The organism is Postechiella marina (assembly GCF_039538365.1).
Lineage (GTDB): Bacteria > Bacteroidota > Bacteroidia > Flavobacteriales > Flavobacteriaceae > Postechiella > Postechiella marina.
The window spans coordinates 391,267-411,327 of the sequence record NZ_BAABCA010000006.1 but is presented as its reverse complement, the minus strand read 5'-3'; the positions used below and the strand labels follow the sequence as shown (position 1 = coordinate 411,327).

Sequence of the window (20,061 nt, the reverse complement as noted above, 5' to 3'; positions counted from 1 at the left end):
TTGTGTGTTTACCTTTACTAAGTTCGTCAATAATTTTTAGTTTAAAAGGTTCTGAATACCGTCTAATTACTTTGTCATTTTTGTACATAATGTTTAAAATTATGTAGCCTTTATTCAGGACGGGTCAGATATTAAGCCAACGATGCGTGTTATCATAATTACCGCTACAAACAGCATTAAACTGCTTAAAAACGTTTCTAGAAGCGGGTCTTTGTTATTAAATATCCATTCCATGTATTACTACAATATTTTAAATTATTTTTTTTGCTATTTTAAAGAAGCCTACTTTACCAATAGTTTTTAAAATGGTTTGTACCCAGTTTGCAAGAGATAAGTCTTCTTTAAAACTTTGTTTTACTAGTTTTAACTCTTCTATAGAGATGTCGCGTTTTAATTTTAAAACTTCTAAATCTTTTGCTATTTCTTCTGCGTTTTCGTAAATTCTCATAGCTTTTATTTAAACATTTTTCTTGATAATACTTTTATAATCGAGTTCTCTATCCAGCGCCTAATTAAATAACTAAAAATAGCAAGCCCTATAAAAATTAAGGACGTCACTAAATGCCCAATGGCTGCACTGTTATAGGCCTCACCTATACGCGTAGATAAGGCCACTGCCAGTAAGATAAATGCAATTAAAGTAAAGGAGCCTACTAAAGTAAATTTAATTAGTAAAGCCATAGATGTAGTTAGCATCTGGAATAACTTAAGCTCGTAATAGGCTTCAGTATTTCTTATAAAGCTTTCTCCTTTATTAAGTGCTTCATCTGTAGTTTCATCTAAAGATTCAAAAACACTCATTATTTTGTTTGTAAGGTTTTGTTCTTAGCTTTTAATTCTTTTAATCTTACTTCTAAAGAACTAATAATGTCATCTGCTTTATAACTCGCATTTTTAACAATGGTATCTAATTGGCTATCTAATGTACCTTTACCAGTTGCTAAACTATCTGCAACATTATCTCTAATATCACTTGTTTTACTTGCTATGTTAGCTTGTATTTTTTCTGCTTCAGAAAGTAAGGTGTCTTTTGCATTGTTAGCATTTTCTGCTATTTTTTTTCTTGTTGTGCTTCCTTTATCTGGAGCAAAAAGCATACCTACACCAACACCTACTGCTGTTCCTAATATTACTGTTAAAAGATTATTTCCTTGACTCATTTTTTTTATGTTTTTATGTATTAATATTTGTTTATTACAAAGCTATTGCTAAACAGCACAACGCATTAACTTCATTACATATAATGTTAACTCAAAAAAGCAAAATGGTTATAATGCCTTGATTCTTTAGTTAATTTTGGTGTAAATAAATTAACTATGGCAATTTTAGGACATATTATAAAGGGAGCAATTCAACTTGCAGATAACATAACATCAAAACCAAACCATATTGAAGCGCAGCAAAATGTATTAAAAGATTTATTAAATACAGCTAGCAAAACTCAATTTGGTAAATATTATAAATTTGATGAGCTTCTGCAATCAAAAACATTAGCAATAGATTTTGCTCAATCTATACCATATCACGATTATAATGATATGCAGAATAAATGGTGGAAAAAAAATCATGAAGGCGAACATAATGTAACATGGCCAGGTAGCCCATCTTATTTTGCTTTAAGTTCGGGCACAACGGGTAAGGAAAGTAAAAGAATTCCGGTTACAAACGATATGATTTCTGCTATACGAGGATCTGGTATTAAGCAAGTATTGTCTTTAAATAATTTTGAAGTCTCTGCCAATTTTTTTGAAAAAGAAATTATGATGCTGGGTAGCTCTACAGATCTTACCGAAAGAAAAGACCATAAACTTGAAGGCGAAATTAGCGGTATTAGTGCCAATAATATTCCGTTTTGGTTTAGGCCTTATTATAAGCCAGGAGACGATATTGCCAAAATTGATAGTTGGGATAAGCGTGTTAAGCAAATAGCAGAACAAGCCAAAAATTGGGATATTGGAGCTTTGAGTGGTATACCATCTTGGATAGAGCTTATGTTAGAAAAAGTTATAGCACATCATAATGTAAAAAACATACACGACATTTGGCCTAATTTACAAGTTTATACTTCTGGAGGTGTTGCCTTTGGACCATACGAAAAGAGTTTTAAAGCCTTAATGGGGAAGCCCGTAACGGTTATTGATACGTATTTAGCATCCGAAGGTTATATAGCAACACAAGTAAGGCCAGGTACAGATGCAATGCAACTTAATACAGATCAAGGTATTTATTTTGAATTTGTACCATTTAAGCCAGAATATATTAAACCAGATGGATCTTTGGTTGCAGATGCACCATCAATTACTATTGCAGATGTGCAACTAAACCAAGATTATGTGTTAGTAATTAGTACCGTTAGTGGTGCTTGGCGTTACTTAATTGGAGATACTATAGAGTTTGCTAACATAGAAGAGGCAGAAATAAAAATAACTGGTCGTACTAAGTTTTTTTTAAACACTGTGGGGTCTCAATTATCTGTAAATAAAATGGACGATGCCATGCGTCATTTAGAGGATAAGTTTGATGCAAAAATTAAAGAGTACACCATTAGCGCTACAAAAGATGATGAAAATGAGTTTTATCATACCTGGTATTTAGGTTCTCTATTAAATGAAAAAGACACCATAATTGCCGAAGCTTTAGATGAATTCTTGAAACAAGCCAATAAAAATTATAAAGTAGCTAGAGGTAAATCCTTGAAGGGGGTTAAAGTAAATGTTGTTAAACCCGAAGTTTTTCATAATTGGAGTGCTCACAATAAGAAAAAAGGCGGGCAAGTAAAAATGGAGCGGGTTATGGGAGAAGAAAAATTTAAAGAATGGGAAGCTTTTGTAATAGAGACAACTACTTAAAAGCATAAATATTATTAATAAGTAGACAGGGAGTTACTTCTATTTATACAGAGGTTTTATTCTTGTTTTTGTTTAATCAGGGTTTTGTACAAGTTCCATAATTTCTTCTGGAGAAAGGTAGTATTTTTTAATCCTTAATTTATAAGCTTCAGAAATACTCGCATGATTTAAAATGTAATTTTTTGTTTTCAGAATATAATCTTGCATTCCTTGTTTTACAGCAAAACTATCAGCAGAGCGTTCTGCAGCAACAATAGAGTTTTCAGAAAATAAATATTTAATGCCAAAAAGAATAAGTTTCCAATTGTTAAGTTGCTCGTAATCCATTAAATGGCCCAATTCGTGGCCAATCCAGCCAATTAAAACATCTGATGGTAAATCTTTTGTTGTAAAAGTAGTGTCATCTACCTTAAATTTTTCACTAATTAATATATTATATCTACGATTATGCTTTGCTGTAAAAAGCGTGCTAAATACAGGCTGGGCTTGCATGGTAGATTTTTTAATGTTCTTTTTAAATTCAAAATTAATAGACACGCTGTCTAATTCTGGAAAAAAAGCTAAGGCGGTTTGTACTTCTTGTTTAATTTCAATAGGTATAATTTTCACAGGTTTTTGGTCTTTAGGTATGCTTAGCACAAATAAAAATGAAAGCATAATAAATAAACTTAATACTATAGCTTTTTTGCTTGTTCGCATAGATTTGTATAATAAAATTCGAAAACGAATTCTATGTTTTGAATATGAGTTTGATTTTTAGAAAAAAAAGGGTACAATTAAGTACCCTTACCACTAACCATTTTTATGGTTAAATAACTTTTTCTAAATAATCTGCTTTGTTGTAACTTGTTTTAATAGCATTTCGTTGTTTTGTTAAAATGTTTACGGTTGTTGGTGGTAATTGGTTGTCTTCTAAAACATCGTTGTAATCGTTTAAAGCTGCTTTTTCACCATTTCTAACTTCTTCTAGCATAGATTCTTCATTTTTAGAAGAAAATAAAGCTTTTGTGTCCATCCAGGTTCTATGTAGAGATGCTGTAACACTACCGCTATCTTCGTTTATATCGTAACCGTTAGCTTTTAATTCTGTAATTAATTCTTGTCTAAAGGTTTTGCGTTCGTCTGTTTTTGCTTGAAAAAAGTTTTTTAACGCTGTAGAATCTACATTTTCTTTAGCATTTCTAAATCCCTTTTCTGCATCGTATGACTTTTCTAGTAAGTTGTTTAATTTACTTTCAGTATTTTCTGAAAAAATTCCCATAATATATATGTTTAATTATAGCAGTAAAATATGATGCTTACTGCTTCTGCATCGTTTTATACTCAAAATTAATATTTATTGCAGGCTTAAATTAATGCATTTAAAAGCTATGTTAACTCTAAACCAAATGGCTTAAAAACTTAAAAAAATATTAGGGAAAGAGCAAGTTGAAAATTGGTGCGAGTTCTTGTTATATTGCCTTTTGTGTTAGATTTTAGAAAAGAATATTATGAAAGATAAAACGAAAATAATAAGAAAGATGAAGATTTAGATGGTAAATAGTATAGCATTTCGCTATATAATGTATTAAAATAAGGCAGTCTGCCTTGTTTTCTATTTGAGTTAACCGTTATTAGTTTAGCATTAATTTGATTTGTAGAACTCTTCTATTTTTATCAAAAACTTTAATTATGGGAATATTAGCAACAGAAAACGAACAATTAATACTTATTTACTCTAAGGCATCTCGAATGGGTAAAAAAGCCTTTGCTTATGTAAAAGCTATAGATAAGCCTAAGCGATTAATTAATATAGATAAAGAAACAGTTTCTAAAACCGTTTGGTTAGAAATTGCAGAGCTTTTAAATAAAGATATAGCCGATTTATTTGATACCGATGCTATAGTGTTCAAGGAATTAAATGCAAATAAGTTATCTACAGACGATTGGTTAAAAATGATAAAGCAGAATACAAAGTTATTACAGCAACCCATACTTATTGAGGGGAAGCAGGCTACAATAATAAAACAACTAGAAGATATTTACAGTTATTTTGAAACTAGTGGTAATGGTTTTAATAAATCGAAAGAGGCTATAGCTTCTGGAAATCATAGAGCAGATTCTTACTAAAATTATAATAAGTAAAAGTAGTGTATAAGCTATTAACCAAGTTGTGTAGCAATACTATGCTATATATATTAAAAAAAATAATTATGAAAAAGACCTTAATATTTATATCCGTATTAACTTTATGTTCTCATGTTTATGGCCAAGAACGTATCCGCAAAAATGCTTTGGGTATGCGGTTTGGTGTAAACGATGGCTTTGAAGGCGAGTTAAATTATCAACGTTATTTAGATATATCGAAAAATTTTAGATTAGAAAGTGGTTTGGCATTTAATTTAGAAGCCAATAATTTAGATTATCTAAAGTTTGTAAATACGTTACAGTATGTTGGCGATTTTATTGGCGATTACAAATTTTATTTAGGTGCTGGTGGCGGATTTGGAAATTATAAAATAGACGATAAAAACGAAAACGAATTTATTTTAACAGGTATTGCAGGCCTAGAGTGGACATCTAGTTTACCAATACTTTTTTCTGTAGATTTAAGACCAGAGTATAGAAAAAATCCGCAGTTTGAAAAAGATGTTTTTTATAATTTAGGTTTCTCTATACGTTATCAATTCTAAAACTAATTTTCCTTTTTTAATAAAGTAAAACAAAAAAATAAAACGCTGTATGTTAAAAACATCAGCGTTTTTTTAGTTTAAAATGTTTTGCATGTCTTTTGGTTTGTATGCCTCTTTTAAGCGAGTGTTATAATGCTTTGCTTATAACTGTATTGGTTAAGTTGTGCTTTGATAATGAGTTGTTTTGGATTGATTTTAAAAGGTTTATGTGTAAAACGATTGCCTGTGTAATTGTTGTTATGCTTTAACTACTCTTTTATGTATTAAAAATAGACTGTTTGGAAGTGTAAAATCAAGCTTGTTTGTAAAGTGTTTTTATGGAGGTTTATAGGTTTAGCTGTTACTAATAGAAAGCAAATGGGTGTATAAACAACAAAGGATGAATTTTAAAATTCATCCTTTGTTTGTGTATTATATGGTGTTGTTAAAAATTATTTTTCAGCAAACTCAATAGTTTCTAATTTGTCTGTCTTTTGGTTGTAAAATTCTAAAACAAACTTTTTCTCTTTATTAAAAAATCCTATACCATCAAATTCGTTCGAGTTTACAACGTAATAAGGGCCAGATTTTGTTTGTCTTGCATTAGCTTTTAAAACCTCTTCGTCTTTGTTTAATACATTCATAATAAACCCATCATTCGATTTTCTAAATACGTAGTTATCGTTATTCAGCTCAAAATATTTTAAAGTTGTTTTTTCGTCGTAAAAAGGATCTGCATCATAATCTACCATAACTGTTTTTTTTACCTTTGTTGGCGGGAAAATACGATCTGCATTAAGTTTTCCTTTATCTGCAGGGTCTGTTTTAACAGCTTGTTCTTTTAATGTTATTGTTTTAATTTTTTTCGATGTAATTTCTCCGTTAACAGTATCGGTAACCGTTTCTACTTTTGTAGTTTTTATAGAGTCTACTTGTTGTGCGTAAGTGTTTACCATTACTAATAACAAGGCTATAGTCATAAAATTTTTCATTGTCTTATTTTTTAAATTATACATTTATATTAAGTTAATACTGTTTGTAAGTGTAATTAATTAGACACTTATTTGTTTTAACTGTTGCGAAGGTATTGGGATTTTCTGCTTTATAGTTGCTCAATAAAAATTGATGTTAACTCAAAGCATAATAGGTGATTAAGTTAGTTTTTAATTAGAATGAGTTAATAGTTTTTGTGTGTTAGTGTTAATATTACATTGATTATGACAACATTAATAATTTTCGTTATTCTATATCTTTCGGCTTCAATTTGGGCTGTAATTAGTGTTTTATTATATGGTGATAGGCCTGCCCGATCTATTGCATGGCTGTTTGTAGTGCTATTTCTTCCGTTTTTAGGTGTTTTGTTTTATGTTTTATTTGGTATAAATAGAAAACGCTTTAAGTTTTTTAGTCTTAATTATATAGCCAAACGAAAACTATACGATTTAAACCATAATAGCGATACTATAGACGATTTTAAACATAAGTTCGAAGCACATAAATACTCTAAAATAGGAAAGCTTTTAAAAAAGAGTTCTGGGTTTCCTGCTGTAGATTGTAATGAGGTATCTGTATTAAAAAGTGGTGAAGAAACTTTCGAAAAGTTGTTTTCTGAAATTAAGAAAGCAAAATCTTTTATTCATTTAGAATATTACATTTTAAAACAAGGTAAAGTACTTAGTGATTTATGTGATATTTTATTAAGTAAACTTGAAGATGGTGTAGAAGTGAGAATATTGTATGATGCTTTTGGAAGTTATAATTGGAAAACAAAAAAGGTTAGACAATTAATAAGTAGAGGGGCCAAAGTTTATGCAGTATTGCCAATAAAATTAAATACCATTTTGTCTACGGTTAATTATAGAAATCACAGAAAACTAGTTGTAATAGATGGTGTTGTAGCCTTTACAGGTGGTGTAAATGTTGCAGATGAATATATAGATAAAAGCGAATCTCCATTTGGTATTTGGGATGATATGCATTTGTATTTAAAGGGTAGCGTAGTAGATCATTTACACAGAGTTTTTATAAAAGATTTTTATTTTGCTAGTGGAGGTACATTACTTTCTAACAATTCTAAATACTTGCCAGAACAAAAGGTAAAAGGTGGTAGTTTGATGCAAATTGTATCTGGAGGACCCGATTTAGATCATCTCTCAGTTTTGCACCAATATGTTATGATGATTCATAGCGCTACAGAAAGTGTATTTATAGAGAATCCTTATTTTATACCTAATAAAATGCTTTTAGAAGCCCTAAAAATGGCTTCGTTAAGAGGTGTAGAGGTTTCTATTCTTGTGCCAAAACATAGCGATAGTAGAGTGGCTAAATACTGCATGTATTCTAACTTTGAAGACCTTCTTAAGGTAAATATTAATATTTGTCTTCTCGACAATGTTTTTTCTCATAGTAAATTAATTATTGTCGATAAAGCCATAGCTTCCATTGGGTCGGGAAATTTTGACTATAGAAGTTTTGAGCATAACTATGAGCTAAATACGCTTATTTACGACAATAAAATAGCAAAAGACCTAGCCTCAGGTTTTTTGTCTAAAAAGGAAAAGGCCACAGTGCTTAAGTATAATACTTATAAAGATAGGTCGTTAAAAGAAAAATTACTTCAAGGATTAGCCAAAATTTTTAGCCCTTTGCTATAGTTAACCTTATAAGAGTTAATCTCATTTTTTATTGAGCAAAAACAAAATATATCTTCATTTTATATTTGTAATAATTAATCGAGAATCGGTTATAACTTATTAATTATTAAACAATTTATTATGAAAAAAATATTTGTACTAGCTATAGCATCATCGTCATTATTTTTTGCTACAAGCTGTAAAATAGATCAAGAAAAGAAAACAGAATTACCAGATGTAGATTTAGATATAGATGCAAGCGTAGAAGAAGGGCAATTGCCATCTTTTGATGTAGATTGGGCAGACGTAAATGTAGGAACAGAAAAAAGAACGGTTAAAGTGCCAAAGGTAGTTGTTGTAATGGACGAGGTTGAAGTAGATGTTCCTTATATTGATATAGATATGCCAAAAGAATTTGGAAATAAAGAAGAACATACCATTATGGTTGAAGCAGAAGTTAATGGCTTTGAGCATGAAATTAATATAGAAAAAATATATGCCAGTAACAATAATTTAATTGTGGTATCAGAGCTAGAAAAAGGAGAAACTAGTTTGGGTGATAAAAAAATGCGTATTTCAGATCAAATTACCATTAATGCACCAGACTTAAATGTTAAGCATTATATAATTGGAGAAAAACCAAACAGGTTATTTAACAATGCATTTAAATACTATGCTAACGAAAAAGATTTAAAAAGCAAACTAGAGAATTACAGAGTAATTTATTCAGATTAATTAGCATGCTTTTCCCTAATAGATATTAAATAAAAATAGTTTAAAAGATTTTAGTATCATATTAAAATCTCTTTTTAATCGTTTAAAAAAAAAGCATGAACATATTTGAAGCATTAAGAAAAGACCACGATATACAACGCCAATTATTAGATGTATTGGTAAATACTAGTGGAGATACCAATACTAGAAGTAAAGCTTTTGAAGCTTTAAAACACGAATTAAAGATACATGAAGATGGAGAAGAGCGTCATTTTTACAACCCATTAATCAAAAAAGATAAAACACAAGATCATGCAAGACATGGTATTGCTGAGCATCATGAAATAGACGAGATTGTAGAAAAGCTAGAAGTAACAGAGCGAGATTCTTCTGCTTGGCTTAAATACGCAAAAAAATTAAAAGACAAAGTAGAGCATCATTTAAATGATGAGGAACATACTATTTTTCAATTGGCAGGCAAGGTGTTAACAGATAATCAAAAATCTAATTTGGCCTCGCAGTACACCAATTTTATTGAAATATCTAGATAATAAAAAAATTATGAAAGCAAAGCAAAGATTGCCATACCCTACAGAGTTACAGCAAAAGCTTAATAGGCTATTTAAGGAATTAAATAATGCTGTTAAACGGTTTTATTTGCTTGCTCAAATAGCTAAAACAGAGCCTCTTGTTCTATTCTATCACAAAAAACTAGAAGAAAGAAAAGCTTTTAGATCTGAATTAAAAGCCTACCTAAAAGCTAACGATGTAAGAATAGAAACATCTGGTACCGTTACAGGTGCTTTTAGCAGGTTGCACACCAAAATAAAAACGATGTTTGATAATGATGAAGATGAGGTGTCTCTAACTAAAGCAAAATATCATGATGAGTCTTTACTTTATGATTATAAATCGGTGCTTAGTAAACCAGAAATTCTTAGCGATAATTTAAAATTACTATTAGAAAATCATTATGCTCAAATAGCATCAGATGTTCAAAAAATGAATAGTCTTTAATGCTGTAAATTTGTATTCAATTAATTGATTTATTGGTAATTGAGTTAATTTAAGGTTTAAATCAACTAATGGAGTCCATACATAATGACGATATTTGTAATAAGCAAAATCAATTTATTAATTTAAAACAAAAAACTATGTTACGTTGGACAATCACATTTATTATAATAGCAATAATCGCAGCCATATTAGGGTTTGGAGGAATAGCAGGAGGTGCTGCTTCTATTGCAAAAGTATTATTCTTTATATTCTTAATTCTATTTGTTGCTTCTTTATTAAAAGGGCTAGTTAAAAAATAATATAAGTTTCTTGTAAATTATAGCATTTTTAAACCTATTAATTAAAAAGGAATTTAAAATAAAAATGCAAAAGCAGTATGGTTTAGGCTATGCTGCTTTTCTGTTTTTATGGTATGTTAAACTTGATTTAAGCCTTGAAATTTTCTCCTTTAACCTTTTGCGTTAAGAGACATGTTAATAGAGCAAACAGAACTCTTTATGTTCAATTACTTTTGTGTAAAATTACAAGTTAACAGTTAAAAAAAGAAAGTATGAGAATGCAAGATATGGAACCAGTAAAAGAAATTACCAATAAACTAGATGGTTGGTTAGAGACCTTAATAAACAACCTGCCTAATATTGCGGTTGCTTTAGTAGTTTTAATTATTTCGTATTTTATCTCTAGGTTAGTTTTTAGGTTTACGTTAAAGCTAACAGATAAAAGAATAAAACAAAAGTCTATATCTAAACTAGTAGCAAGGTTTACTGCGGTAATTGTTGTTTTAGTTGGTTTATTTTTAGCCTTAGGCGCTTTAAATTTAGGCAAAGCACTTACAGGTCTTTTAACAGGAGCAGGTATATCTGGTTTAGTAGTTGGTTTGGCATTGCAAGGCACGTTGTCTAACACTATTTCTGGAATCGTTTTAGCTTTTAGAAAGAATCTTAGATTAGGAGATTGGATAGAGACTAATGGCTACGCAGGAGAAGTAGTAGATATTAATTTAAATTATTTTGTACTTCGTGAGGCAGATAATAACACGGTAGTAATACCTAATAAGCTTATTATAGAAAACCCATTTAAAAATTATACATTAACAAAAAAAATGAGAGTGTCTTTAGAATGTGGTGTGGGGTATGAATCTGATTTAGAAAAAGTAGAGCAGGTAACTAAAGATACTATTGCAAAACATTACAATCAAAAAGAACTTGGTAAAAAAGTAGAGTTTTATTATACAGAGTTTGGGGCAAGTTCAATAAATTACTTGTGTCGTTTTTGGATAGAAGGTGAAAGCGGATTAGATAGGCTTAAGGCAAAAAGTAATGCCATAATTAATATTAAAAAGGTATATAATCAAGAAGGTTTCAATATTCCTTTTCCTATACGAACACTTCAAGTAGATAGCCCAATAAATATTCAAGAAGCAGAGCGCAAATAAAATTTAATTATTGAGGTTTAAAACTCAAAAAAAATCTCGATTTATAGTAAATATAATTTAAAGATACCACATAATATATGTGGTATTTTTTTGTAATAAAAAAACGTAAAACGATTGATTGGTATTGTTTTAGGTAAAAAATGATTAAGGTAGGGTAGTTTTAAAGAAAAGTATAGCGAGGTAATTTGCTAATTTTAGATAAATTAAAAAACTATATTAATTATGAAGAAAATTTACGCAATTATTTTAATGTTTACTTTATTTGTAACGTACACGACATTTGCTCAAAATGTATCGGCAGTAACCATAACACCAAGTGTAGGCACGGGAGGTTCTGGGGCTGGACCTCAAGGTAATGATTTTTCTGGAGTTCCAATTACTGTAGAGCAAGGTGCTTTTTTAACGGTTACTTGGACTTTAACGCACGGTACAAATAATATAGAACGTGCATTTTTTGTTATTAAAGAAAACCTTTCAAACCACCCAGGTAATATTATTCCTGCAGATAGCAATGTGTTTCCATTTCCAGGAAATGCCTCTCCTCACACAGAAACAGAAAGAGTGTTTAATATTCCTGAAGATGCCATAATTGGAGATCATTTAATTAAAATAAATGGCAAAAATTATAATGATGCGCCAAACCAAACATCTGTTTGGGGTACTGTGCTTAATGTTCCTATTAATATTGTAGCTCAGGGATCTTTATCTACTACAAAGCATAATGCCTTTCAATTTTCGGTGTTTCCTAACCCTACAAACGACAAATTAAATTTTCAAACTAAAGAGCCTGTTTCTTCTGTTGAAGTTGTTAATTTGATAGGTCAAAAAGTACTAAGTGCCAATACCGTTAAAAATGCTTTAGATGTTTCGGCTTTAGCTAAAGGCGTATATGTTTTAAAACTATCTTCAAGTAGGGGAGTGGCAACAAAGCGTATTGTAAAACAATAAACAAGTTTGTTTTAAGAAGTAGCAAATAAAGAGCTTAAATTAAACCAGTAAAGCAATTAGTTTTATTGGTTTTTTTGTGGGCTTAAATGGTTGTGTTTTTTTTAAAAGATGAATATGTCTAAAAAAAAACAGCATCTATTAAAAATAAATGCTGTTTGATATTATAGTTTTTACTAAGTTTTTTTATTAAGAATACCCCATAACTACTACAGCAATAATAATTACAAATACACCAGATAACATAATATTAAAAGGCTTTTTAGCACCTTCCCATTCTTTGTTCATGTAAGACCATATATTACCAACAATTAAAGAAAGTCCTAACATGATAGGCCATGCAATTACATCTCCAATTTTGCCCATAAGTGTTGCGCCTTGACCATATATGCCTAGTGCGCCAAACCAAAGTACTGCAGCTCCAATAGCCCAAGCATATGCTTTACCAGAATTTGGTGTAGAGAAAGTGTTCCAAGTATTATTTTTAAACAAAAGAAATATAGCATATATAGCGTTTACAGCAAAACCACCCCAAAGAACAACAACCCAAATAGATAAACTAGCGTTACGCGGAATAGCCCCTGCATTTTTTGCTAATTCACCAATCTCCTTGCCTTCTGCAAAACCAACAGCTAAAAAAGCAGATAATAATCCGCTTAAAATAGCAATAATTAAACCTGCTTTTAGGTTTATTTTTTCTGTTGTGTTTTTATCTTTTGCTTGTAATTTGTCTTTTTGCACGCCTGCGTATGCGGTAATTGCAACTCCTATTATCATAATTAAAACACCTCCTAGAATATAAGGTAGTGCAGGTGCCATGTTTTGATATTCAACTTCATTTGCTGTAAATAAAGGAATTAATCCTCCTGCAGCAGAACAAATACCCATAACAATACCATAGGTTAATGAAATGCCAATGTATGGCACGCTTTTTCCAAACATAATACCACCAACACCCCAAAGTGCACCAAAAGCCATAGCTGTTAATATAACTGTTGTAGAGGCGCCTGTAACAACACTAAATAAATCTGGTGTAACAAAAAAAGCCCAAGCTGTAGGTATTAAAATCATGGAGAAAATAGAGTGAACTAACCACCACGCTTCCCATTTAAGAGGAGCCATAAATTTCATTCCAAGGCCAAAAGAGCCTTGGAAAATACTAGCAAAAATAACTAGTAATAGAGGAAGTAATTCCATAATGTTTGTTGTTAAGTTAATTGGTTTTTTTTAAATGTATTTTGTGCTTACATGTTTAAAAAGTAAAAAAAATAATTACAAAGCTGTAGAAACACGTTTTTTAACTAAGTAGTCATCTAAAGCTAAATGAGAGCAGTCGTGTCCAATACCACTATTTTTAATACCGCCATGTGGCAAGTAAATAGCATATTTAACACCGTTTATTTGAATTTCTCCAAACTCTAGTTCTTCAGTAAAACGTTCAATACGTTTGTGGTTGTTGGTAAAAATATATGATGCCAGTCCGTATTCTGTATCGTTTGCAAGTTCTAGAGCTTCATCATCTGTATCAAAACTCATAATGCCTGCTACAGGTCCAAAGGTTTCTTGAGTAAACAGTTTCATTTCTTTAGTAACTCCAGATACTACAGTAGGTTCCATCCAGTTTCCTTTTTCAGGAAGATGACTTGGTATTTTTCCTCCGTATTCTAATGTTCCGCCCTTGCTTACAGCATCTTCAATCAAGTCAAACATTCTGTCTCTATCTTTTCTAGAAACAACAGGGCCCATAAATACGTCTGGGTTTTCTTTTATGCCAAATCCTAATTTTAATTCTGAAGTGCGTTTTACAAAAGCTTTTATAAACTTATCGTAAATGTTTTTATGAACCATAACTCTATTTGCAGCCACACATATTTGACCAGAATTCCAGAAGTTTAAAACAACAGCTAATTCTAGAGCTTTATCAAAGTCAGCATCTTCAAAAATAATGAAAGGAGCATTACCACCTAATTCCATGCCTAGTTTTTTAATAGAAGTTGTGCTGTCTGCAATAACGCGTTGTCCTGTTGCTGTAGATCCAATCATGGTTAATACTGCTGGAATTTTACTAGTTGTCAAGGTATGAGCAACTGTAGAACTTGGGCCAGAAAGAATATTAACTACACCAGCAGGAAAATTAATGTCGTTAAGAATTTCTCCAATAATATAAGTAGATAGAGGAGATAAAGCTGAAGGTTTTATAATTAAAGAACAACCAGCAGCTAGTGCAGGGCCTAATTTAAAACCAACATTTAGTAAAGGAAAGTTCCATGCTAAATAAGCTACAGCTACACCTGCAGGTTTAGATATCATTTTGTGGGTATGTGTGTTCTCGTAATCTGGAATTTGCTCTTCTCTTAAATTTTTCATGGCAGAAGGGTACCACTCTAAGGCGTTAATTACAGCCTCAATATCTTCGTAAGCGCCTTCATAGTTTTTACCCATTTCATGTACCATTGCAGTTCTTAACTCGTGTTCTTTTTCTAGAACTGCAGTGCGTAGCTTGGTCATCCATTCTGTACGTTCTGCAAGCGAAAGTTTAGACCAGTATTTAAATCCTTTTTCTGCAGCTTCCAAAGCTTTTTCTGCATCTGCCTTTCCTGCTTCTGCTACTTGGGCTATTACTTCTCCGGTAGCAGGGCATATTACATCTGCTTTTTTTCCGTTGGCAGAGTCAATTAGTTTACCGCCAATATATAATTTTTTATATCCAAAATTTTGAGTATTCATGTAATAAAATTTATTAAACTAGATAATTGAGCTATTAATATTTTCTTTTGGAGTGGCATATTCTTTTAATACATCCTCGTCTACATCTATACCTAAACCAGGTCTGTTAGGTACTTTTATCATACCATCTTCCATTTTTATTTTAGGAAATGTTAAACGTTCTCTAAGTCCATTCTCTGTTTGATCGTATTCCATTAAAAAATCTGGTTGCTTCATTCTTCCTGGCATACTTTCTAGATTAGAAATAAAATGCAATGCCACATGGATACCTATGGATGTGCCCCAAGTGTGCGGAATTAAATCTACCCCATAGGTGCTAGCCAAAGTTGCTATTCTTTTAGCTTCTGTTAATCCTCCACTAGCGCAAATGTCTGGTTGTAATATGTCTACAGATTTGTTGCGAAGTAATTGATGAAAGCCAAAGCGCAAATATTCGCACTCGCCACCAGAAATAGGAATAGAGGTTTTATCTCTTAATTGCTTGTATTGGTCGTAATACTCTGGAGATACGGGTTCTTCAAACCAGCTAATATCAAAAGGTTCTACTTTTCTAGATAGGGCTATGGCTTCTCTTAATGTGTAAGCATGGTTAGAGTCTATCATTAATTGAATGTCTGGACCAATAACTTCTCGCATTTTTTTTACGTTTTCGAAATCTTGTTTAATGCCCAAGCCAACTTTCATTTTTATAGCTTTAAATCCTTGCTCTACATACTGTTTAGCTTCAGTTTCAAAATCTCTAGACGGATTATTGTGATCTGTAAAATAAAGACCTGTAGCATATGGCCTTACACTTTGTCTTTGAGCGCCTCCAAGTAAAGTGGAAATAGGTAAACCTAGTATTTTCCCTTTTAAATCCCATACTGCAATATCAATCGCGCTCATAGAGGCTACTAAAATACCTCGTCTGGCAAAATCTAATGTTTTTCGATACATGTGATTCCAGATGACTTCGTTCTCTAAAGGGTTTTTGCCAACAACATGTGGTTCTAAAAGTTTTATTCCAGCTTCTAAAACATTTGCTGGGCCATAACCTTCTCCCCATCCAAATTGACCGTTAGAAGCAGTTACTTTTACCACACATATACATCTTTCAGAATACTCCCATTGTGAAAAGAAGAAACTTTTAGATAGTTTATCTTTAAGTATGAAGGTTTCTATTTTTTCAATTTTCATCTGATTGGTTTTATAATTTTTTAGTTGAATTTAGTAAGATATAAAAATCTATTTGTACTTTTTTTAAGTAGATTTAGTTTCTAAATTATTAATTTATGGTTGCTTGGCATAAAGGTACTTATTATGGAGTTTTGCAAGACTCTTAAATTATCTTATACAAAGCAAAAATTACCTTTCTTGCTTAGTTGGGGTAAAACATAGCTTAATTATTGTAATATATTGCTAAAAGTTACTATACACAAAAAGGGACAATGTGTTAACATGTCCCTTTTTTATTATAAAAAGTTAATTATTTTCTTTGTATTATAGGGATACTATTAAGTTTTTAATTAAAGTTCTATTTATAACTATCTGGCCTCTATAGCTATGATTTGAATATTGTCTATGTAAAATGTTTGTCTCCCTGTTATACCATTATTATCTTGGTTTCTAAAGTTAAAAATGAGATTGCCTCCTAAAGTACCTGCATTGCTAAAATTACGTTCTACAGTAAACCATTCTCCTGTTGCAGGAGCATTAAGTGGTGCCAATTGTGTTCTTGGAGTTCCTTGTTGTATAACACTGAAAATAGCATTAAAATTGGATCCATCTTCAATAAAAACATCAAAAGTTAATTTGTAGTCTCCAGCAGGAATAGCCGAATTGGATAATATGGTGTTTGATAAACTTACAAAGCCAGGTGCCATTGGCATAATAGCGTTAAATTTTAAGGACGCATTACCATCACTAGACCTTTCTGTACTTCTGTTTAAAAATAAAGAGTTGTCTGCATTTCTAGCATTATCTAAATTATTACCACCACCGCCAACAAAGAGGTTATAACCTTGCGCGTTTACTTGTCTATCATTATCAACAGCATTTTCAAAACTTGGGTTGGAAGCATTCGTCATAAGATTTAGATTTAAAGCATTTACAGAAATACTAGAAAAAGTATTTAAAGTCCTTGAATCTATAGATTTTATAATCGTTCCGTTATAAGATAGTGTTACAGTGTCAGAATTTAAGATTGGTTGAGCTAATGTTAATTCGATAATAGTAGGGTCTGCATTGTTAATGTTGACTGATTGTACCTCAAAATCTTGATTAAAGCCAGTGTTTACTACATTAACGGTAAAATCTGTTTCTCCTCCATTAAATGGTTCTATTTCTCCGTTAACTCGAAATGAAATAATGTTTGTCCCTGCATCATCATTACCATCAATTTCAGCATTTGCCTCTCCGCTAATTATGTAAGGTTGTGTTGAGGGTATTACTTCAATAATTACAGGTAAAGTTTTAGTTTGCTCTGTTGCATGTAAAGAGTTTCCTCGTTTATCACGTATTGTTGTTAGGTTTACGGTGTAACTACCTAATCTGTTAAAAGTGACAACTTGTTGTTCTTCTTCGCTAGAATTTGGTGTTGCGCCTTCAAATTCCCATAGTCTACCCGAAGGTCTTCCTATTGTAGATAAATCTGTAAAGGTTAAATTACTACCTGCTTCAATTGTAATAGTTTGAAAACCATTAGTATTGTCTTTATTCGGGTTCTGATTAGACGATAAAGTCGCTAAAACCTCCGTATTGTCAGCATTGGAAACAGATGCTTCAGCATTTAACTCTGCATATACGTCATATGTTAAAGTGGTTGTTAGTTCCCATAACCCATCATTATTTTGCACAGCATCATTTCCCAAAAAGCTAACAGCTTTATCAAATGTATTTTTTAATGTAATTGTAGTTTCTCCTTCTTTTTGGAATAGCACGTGTACTATTTCAGTCCAATTAGATAACCCTATGTCAGAATCAATAAATGGCTCTAAATTTAAACTGTCTTTTCTAGTAAAAGTTGGTAATAAATATTTAGAACCTTCTTCTATGGTCCAATGTCTAGATATAACACCTTGTGATGCATCTGAGACAGAACTGAAACTATTAATAGCAATAGGAACTGCATTATTAATTGAGGTTTCAGTTAAGTTATAAATACTAGGTGTAAATAATTCTGGTTTTGTAATTTCAGACAGTCTGTCGTAATCATCTATATTACAGCTTACTATTGCTAGTAATACAAGTATAATTAAACTATATTTCTTCATCTTATTAGTTGTTAATGTCGTTATTGTTTAAAGCCTCTTCTGCAGGAATTGGTAAATAACCATTGTTGTTAGAATAGTTTTGTGCAGAGCCTAAGAATTCTTGAAAAATATTGTTTTGTCTTCTTTCTTCAATGGTGGCAGGTACGTCTCCTTCAACTATAATTACATCACTTAGGGCTCTTGTTATACTAGTAATTGGGCCTCTAGCCAAAGCTTGAGTAATAGCTCTTCGTCCTGGTCTTGGGAAAAAGGTGCCTTGATAATACGTTTGACTTAAATCATCGAAACGTTGTTCTGCAACTCCCCATCGTCTAAGATCTATTATTCTAGTAGCATGACCTTCTAAGGCAAGTTCTAACGGTTTTTCTACAAACATTAACCTTTCCATAAGGCTTGCTTGATTATATGCGGTTTCTGGTTCGTCTATACGGGCTCCTAATTCTAAAGGTTGTAATGCCCATCTGTTACGAATTTTATTGATTTCATTAATACCTTCTTGAAGTTTTCCTTGTTTAAAGTAGCATTCTGCCAGGTTTAGTAATACTTCAGATAAACGATTTACAATTACATTTTTACCAGACTTTAAGCGATTTCCTCCATTGGCATCTACCTCATTGGCAGAACCTAAATCGTGATTTGTATATTTTTTAAATGCAGAAATAATTAGGGCTCTACTTCCAAGACCTCCCCAGCGTCCTGAATTTAATACATTAGGTCCGTCGTAGACAGGAGTATCTAAATCATCATTTAAAAATAACATAGATGAAGCTCTTAAAGAAACACGTCTTGTATCTTGAGTACCTGCGCCAGTTGTAATAGTATTTACTGGGTTAGACGCGTCGATTGGGTCGTTTTCGTAAGCCATAATTAACCAAGTAGCAGGTTGCATAAAGTCTTGACCACTGTAGTTAAAGTGGCCCGATCTAGATGCTAATCTATTATGAGGACTAGTTTCATCAAACTCATCTAACTCTGCTCCAAATGTATTAGTGTATGGAATTTCGAAAATAGATTCGCTGTTAAACTCTCCTGCAGAAGTAAACATTTTCGATATATCAGTTTCTAGAGTATATCCAAAATTGTCTCTTAATTCTTCAAATAGGGCAGTAGCTCTAGTTAGTGCTTGAGTATTTCCTTCTGAAGATTCATAAAGGTATGAGTTTGCTAATATCATTGTAGCAGCTCCTTTTGTAACTCTGCCTAATTCTGAAACTTCAGATGGCATTGGTAAGTATGGAATTGCGTCTTCTAAATCTTTTCTAAAAAAGGCTCTTACGTCTGCAGAAGATGATACTTCTTTACTGCGTTTAGTAACATCTGGCTCATATACATCTCTAATTATAATTTCACCATTGTTAAATACAGAATGTAAGTAAAAATGATAGGTTGCTCTAAAAAATAATGCTTGAGCACGTTGTTCATTCCATGCTTGAAGATCGCTTTCTGCCAAGTTAGGTTTTATATGGTCTAAGGCTGCTAACGCTTGATTAGTAAAAAATATTCCACGATATAAAGCACCCCAGCGTTGATCTATTCGTCTTGTACTTGAGTTGTAAGTTTTATAGTAAAAATCAACGTGTTCAGATAATCCTGTGTCTGGATTAATTCTGTTTTTCATGGCTCCAATATCCGACCTGAAATTGTCTTCCTCTATACTTAGAATAAAGTGGTTAAATAATGAGTTGTAAACACTATTAAGTACTTTGTCTGTATCGCCTAAATTGTTTACAGCTTCAAGAAGTTCAGGAGCGTTTGGGTTAGGTTCATTTAAATATTCTTCACAAGAGAACAATATTAAGACAGAAAGCGTTATGTAAATAAATTTTAATTTTTTCATTT

Annotated in this window: 21 protein-coding genes; 10 read left to right on the top strand and 11 right to left on the bottom strand. The window is 31.6% G+C overall.

Annotated elements, in window-relative coordinates:
• Positions 1–250 precede the first annotated feature (250 nt).
• From ABD715_RS15400 to ABD715_RS15390, 3 genes are read right to left on the bottom strand one after another with little or no spacing between them, the layout of a single operon-like run.
• The gene (locus ABD715_RS15400; RefSeq protein ID WP_344789207.1) at positions 251–448 is read right to left on the bottom strand and encodes a DUF6327 family protein; all 198 of its coding nucleotides are present in this window, start codon (positions 446–448) and stop codon (positions 251–253) included.
• Positions 449–453: 5 nt separating this feature from the next.
• The gene (locus ABD715_RS15395; protein ID WP_344789206.1) at positions 454–801 is read right to left on the bottom strand and encodes a hypothetical protein; all 348 of its coding nucleotides are present in this window, start codon (positions 799–801) and stop codon (positions 454–456) included.
• On the bottom strand, positions 801–1,160 hold the full coding sequence (locus ABD715_RS15390; RefSeq protein WP_344789205.1) for a YtxH domain-containing protein: 360 nt from the start codon (positions 1,158–1,160) through the stop codon (positions 801–803). The genes ABD715_RS15395 and ABD715_RS15390 overlap by 1 nt, the downstream gene beginning before the upstream one ends.
• Before the next feature lie 156 nt (positions 1,161–1,316).
• Here ABD715_RS15390 and ABD715_RS15385 point away from each other — a divergent pair, with 156 nt between their 5' ends.
• Positions 1,317–2,849, top strand: coding sequence for a GH3 family acyl-acid amido synthetase (locus tag ABD715_RS15385; RefSeq protein ID WP_344789204.1), 1,533 nt, complete (start codon positions 1,317–1,319; stop codon positions 2,847–2,849).
• Positions 2,850–2,921: 72 nt separating this feature from the next.
• Here the strand turns inward: ABD715_RS15385 and ABD715_RS15380 are convergent, their stop codons facing one another.
• Both ABD715_RS15380 and ABD715_RS15375 read right to left on the bottom strand, forming a co-directional pair.
• Positions 2,922–3,506, bottom strand: coding sequence for a hypothetical protein (locus ABD715_RS15380; RefSeq protein ID WP_344789202.1), 585 nt, complete (start codon positions 3,504–3,506; stop codon positions 2,922–2,924).
• 151 nt (positions 3,507–3,657) lie between these two features.
• Complete coding sequence (locus ABD715_RS15375) at positions 3,658–4,110, bottom strand: ferritin-like domain-containing protein (RefSeq protein WP_344789200.1); 453 nt, start codon at positions 4,108–4,110, stop codon at positions 3,658–3,660.
• A gap of 410 nt (positions 4,111–4,520) precedes the next feature.
• Between ABD715_RS15375 and ABD715_RS15370 the strand changes: the two genes are divergently transcribed.
• Both ABD715_RS15370 and ABD715_RS15365 read left to right on the top strand, forming a co-directional pair.
• Positions 4,521–4,958 (top strand): arsenate reductase family protein, encoded by a 438-nt coding sequence (locus tag ABD715_RS15370; protein WP_344789199.1) that lies wholly within the window; start codon positions 4,521–4,523, stop codon positions 4,956–4,958.
• 83 nt (positions 4,959–5,041) lie between these two features.
• Complete coding sequence (locus ABD715_RS15365) at positions 5,042–5,521, top strand: hypothetical protein (RefSeq protein WP_344789198.1); 480 nt, start codon at positions 5,042–5,044, stop codon at positions 5,519–5,521.
• A 431-nt stretch (positions 5,522–5,952) separates the two neighbouring features.
• Here the strand turns inward: ABD715_RS15365 and ABD715_RS15360 are convergent, their stop codons facing one another.
• The gene (locus ABD715_RS15360; RefSeq protein ID WP_344789197.1) at positions 5,953–6,492 is read right to left on the bottom strand and encodes a hypothetical protein; all 540 of its coding nucleotides are present in this window, start codon (positions 6,490–6,492) and stop codon (positions 5,953–5,955) included.
• A gap of 225 nt (positions 6,493–6,717) precedes the next feature.
• Here ABD715_RS15360 and cls point away from each other — a divergent pair, with 225 nt between their 5' ends.
• From cls to ABD715_RS15325, 7 genes are all read left to right on the top strand, one after another.
• Positions 6,718–8,154 (top strand): cardiolipin synthase, encoded by a 1,437-nt coding sequence (gene cls, locus ABD715_RS15355; RefSeq protein WP_344789196.1) that lies wholly within the window; start codon positions 6,718–6,720, stop codon positions 8,152–8,154.
• A 120-nt stretch (positions 8,155–8,274) separates the two neighbouring features.
• Positions 8,275–8,868, top strand: a complete 594-nt coding sequence (locus ABD715_RS15350) for a hypothetical protein (protein ID WP_344789194.1) — start codon at positions 8,275–8,277, stop codon at positions 8,866–8,868.
• 95 nt (positions 8,869–8,963) lie between these two features.
• Positions 8,964–9,398, top strand: coding sequence for a hemerythrin domain-containing protein (locus ABD715_RS15345; protein WP_344789193.1), 435 nt, complete (start codon positions 8,964–8,966; stop codon positions 9,396–9,398).
• 10 nt (positions 9,399–9,408) lie between these two features.
• Positions 9,409–9,864 carry a DUF2383 domain-containing protein gene (locus tag ABD715_RS15340; protein ID WP_344789192.1) on the top strand — a complete coding sequence of 152 codons (456 nt, stop codon included), beginning with the start codon at positions 9,409–9,411 and terminating at the stop codon, positions 9,862–9,864.
• Positions 9,865–10,001: 137 nt separating this feature from the next.
• Entirely contained in the window at positions 10,002–10,163 is a 162-nt protein-coding gene (locus tag ABD715_RS15335; RefSeq protein WP_344789217.1) for a DUF1328 family protein, read from the top strand.
• 251 nt (positions 10,164–10,414) lie between these two features.
• On the top strand, positions 10,415–11,299 hold the full coding sequence (locus ABD715_RS15330; protein WP_344789191.1) for a mechanosensitive ion channel family protein: 885 nt from the start codon (positions 10,415–10,417) through the stop codon (positions 11,297–11,299).
• 222 nt (positions 11,300–11,521) lie between these two features.
• The gene (locus tag ABD715_RS15325) at positions 11,522–12,247 is read left to right on the top strand and encodes a T9SS type A sorting domain-containing protein (protein ID WP_344789190.1); all 726 of its coding nucleotides are present in this window, start codon (positions 11,522–11,524) and stop codon (positions 12,245–12,247) included.
• Between the two features lie 186 nt (positions 12,248–12,433).
• On the opposite strand, the gene ABD715_RS15320 is transcribed toward ABD715_RS15325, so the two are convergent.
• The 5 genes from ABD715_RS15320 to ABD715_RS15300 form a co-directional block, all read right to left on the bottom strand.
• Positions 12,434–13,441: an L-rhamnose/proton symporter RhaT gene (locus ABD715_RS15320; RefSeq protein ID WP_344789189.1), complete on the bottom strand. Its 1,008-nt coding sequence runs from the start codon at positions 13,439–13,441 to the stop codon at positions 12,434–12,436.
• A gap of 75 nt (positions 13,442–13,516) precedes the next feature.
• On the bottom strand, positions 13,517–14,971 hold the full coding sequence (locus ABD715_RS15315) for an NAD-dependent succinate-semialdehyde dehydrogenase (protein WP_344789188.1): 1,455 nt from the start codon (positions 14,969–14,971) through the stop codon (positions 13,517–13,519).
• Positions 14,972–14,989: 18 nt separating this feature from the next.
• Positions 14,990–16,147 (bottom strand): mandelate racemase/muconate lactonizing enzyme family protein, encoded by a 1,158-nt coding sequence (locus ABD715_RS15310; protein WP_344789187.1) that lies wholly within the window; start codon positions 16,145–16,147, stop codon positions 14,990–14,992.
• Positions 16,148–16,494: 347 nt separating this feature from the next.
• Positions 16,495–18,222 (bottom strand): SwmB domain-containing protein, encoded by a 1,728-nt coding sequence (locus tag ABD715_RS15305; protein WP_344789186.1) that lies wholly within the window; start codon positions 18,220–18,222, stop codon positions 16,495–16,497.
• Positions 18,223–18,226: 4 nt separating this feature from the next.
• The gene (locus ABD715_RS15300; protein ID WP_344789185.1) at positions 18,227–20,059 is read right to left on the bottom strand and encodes a RagB/SusD family nutrient uptake outer membrane protein; all 1,833 of its coding nucleotides are present in this window, start codon (positions 20,057–20,059) and stop codon (positions 18,227–18,229) included.
• Positions 20,060–20,061 lie beyond the last annotated feature (2 nt).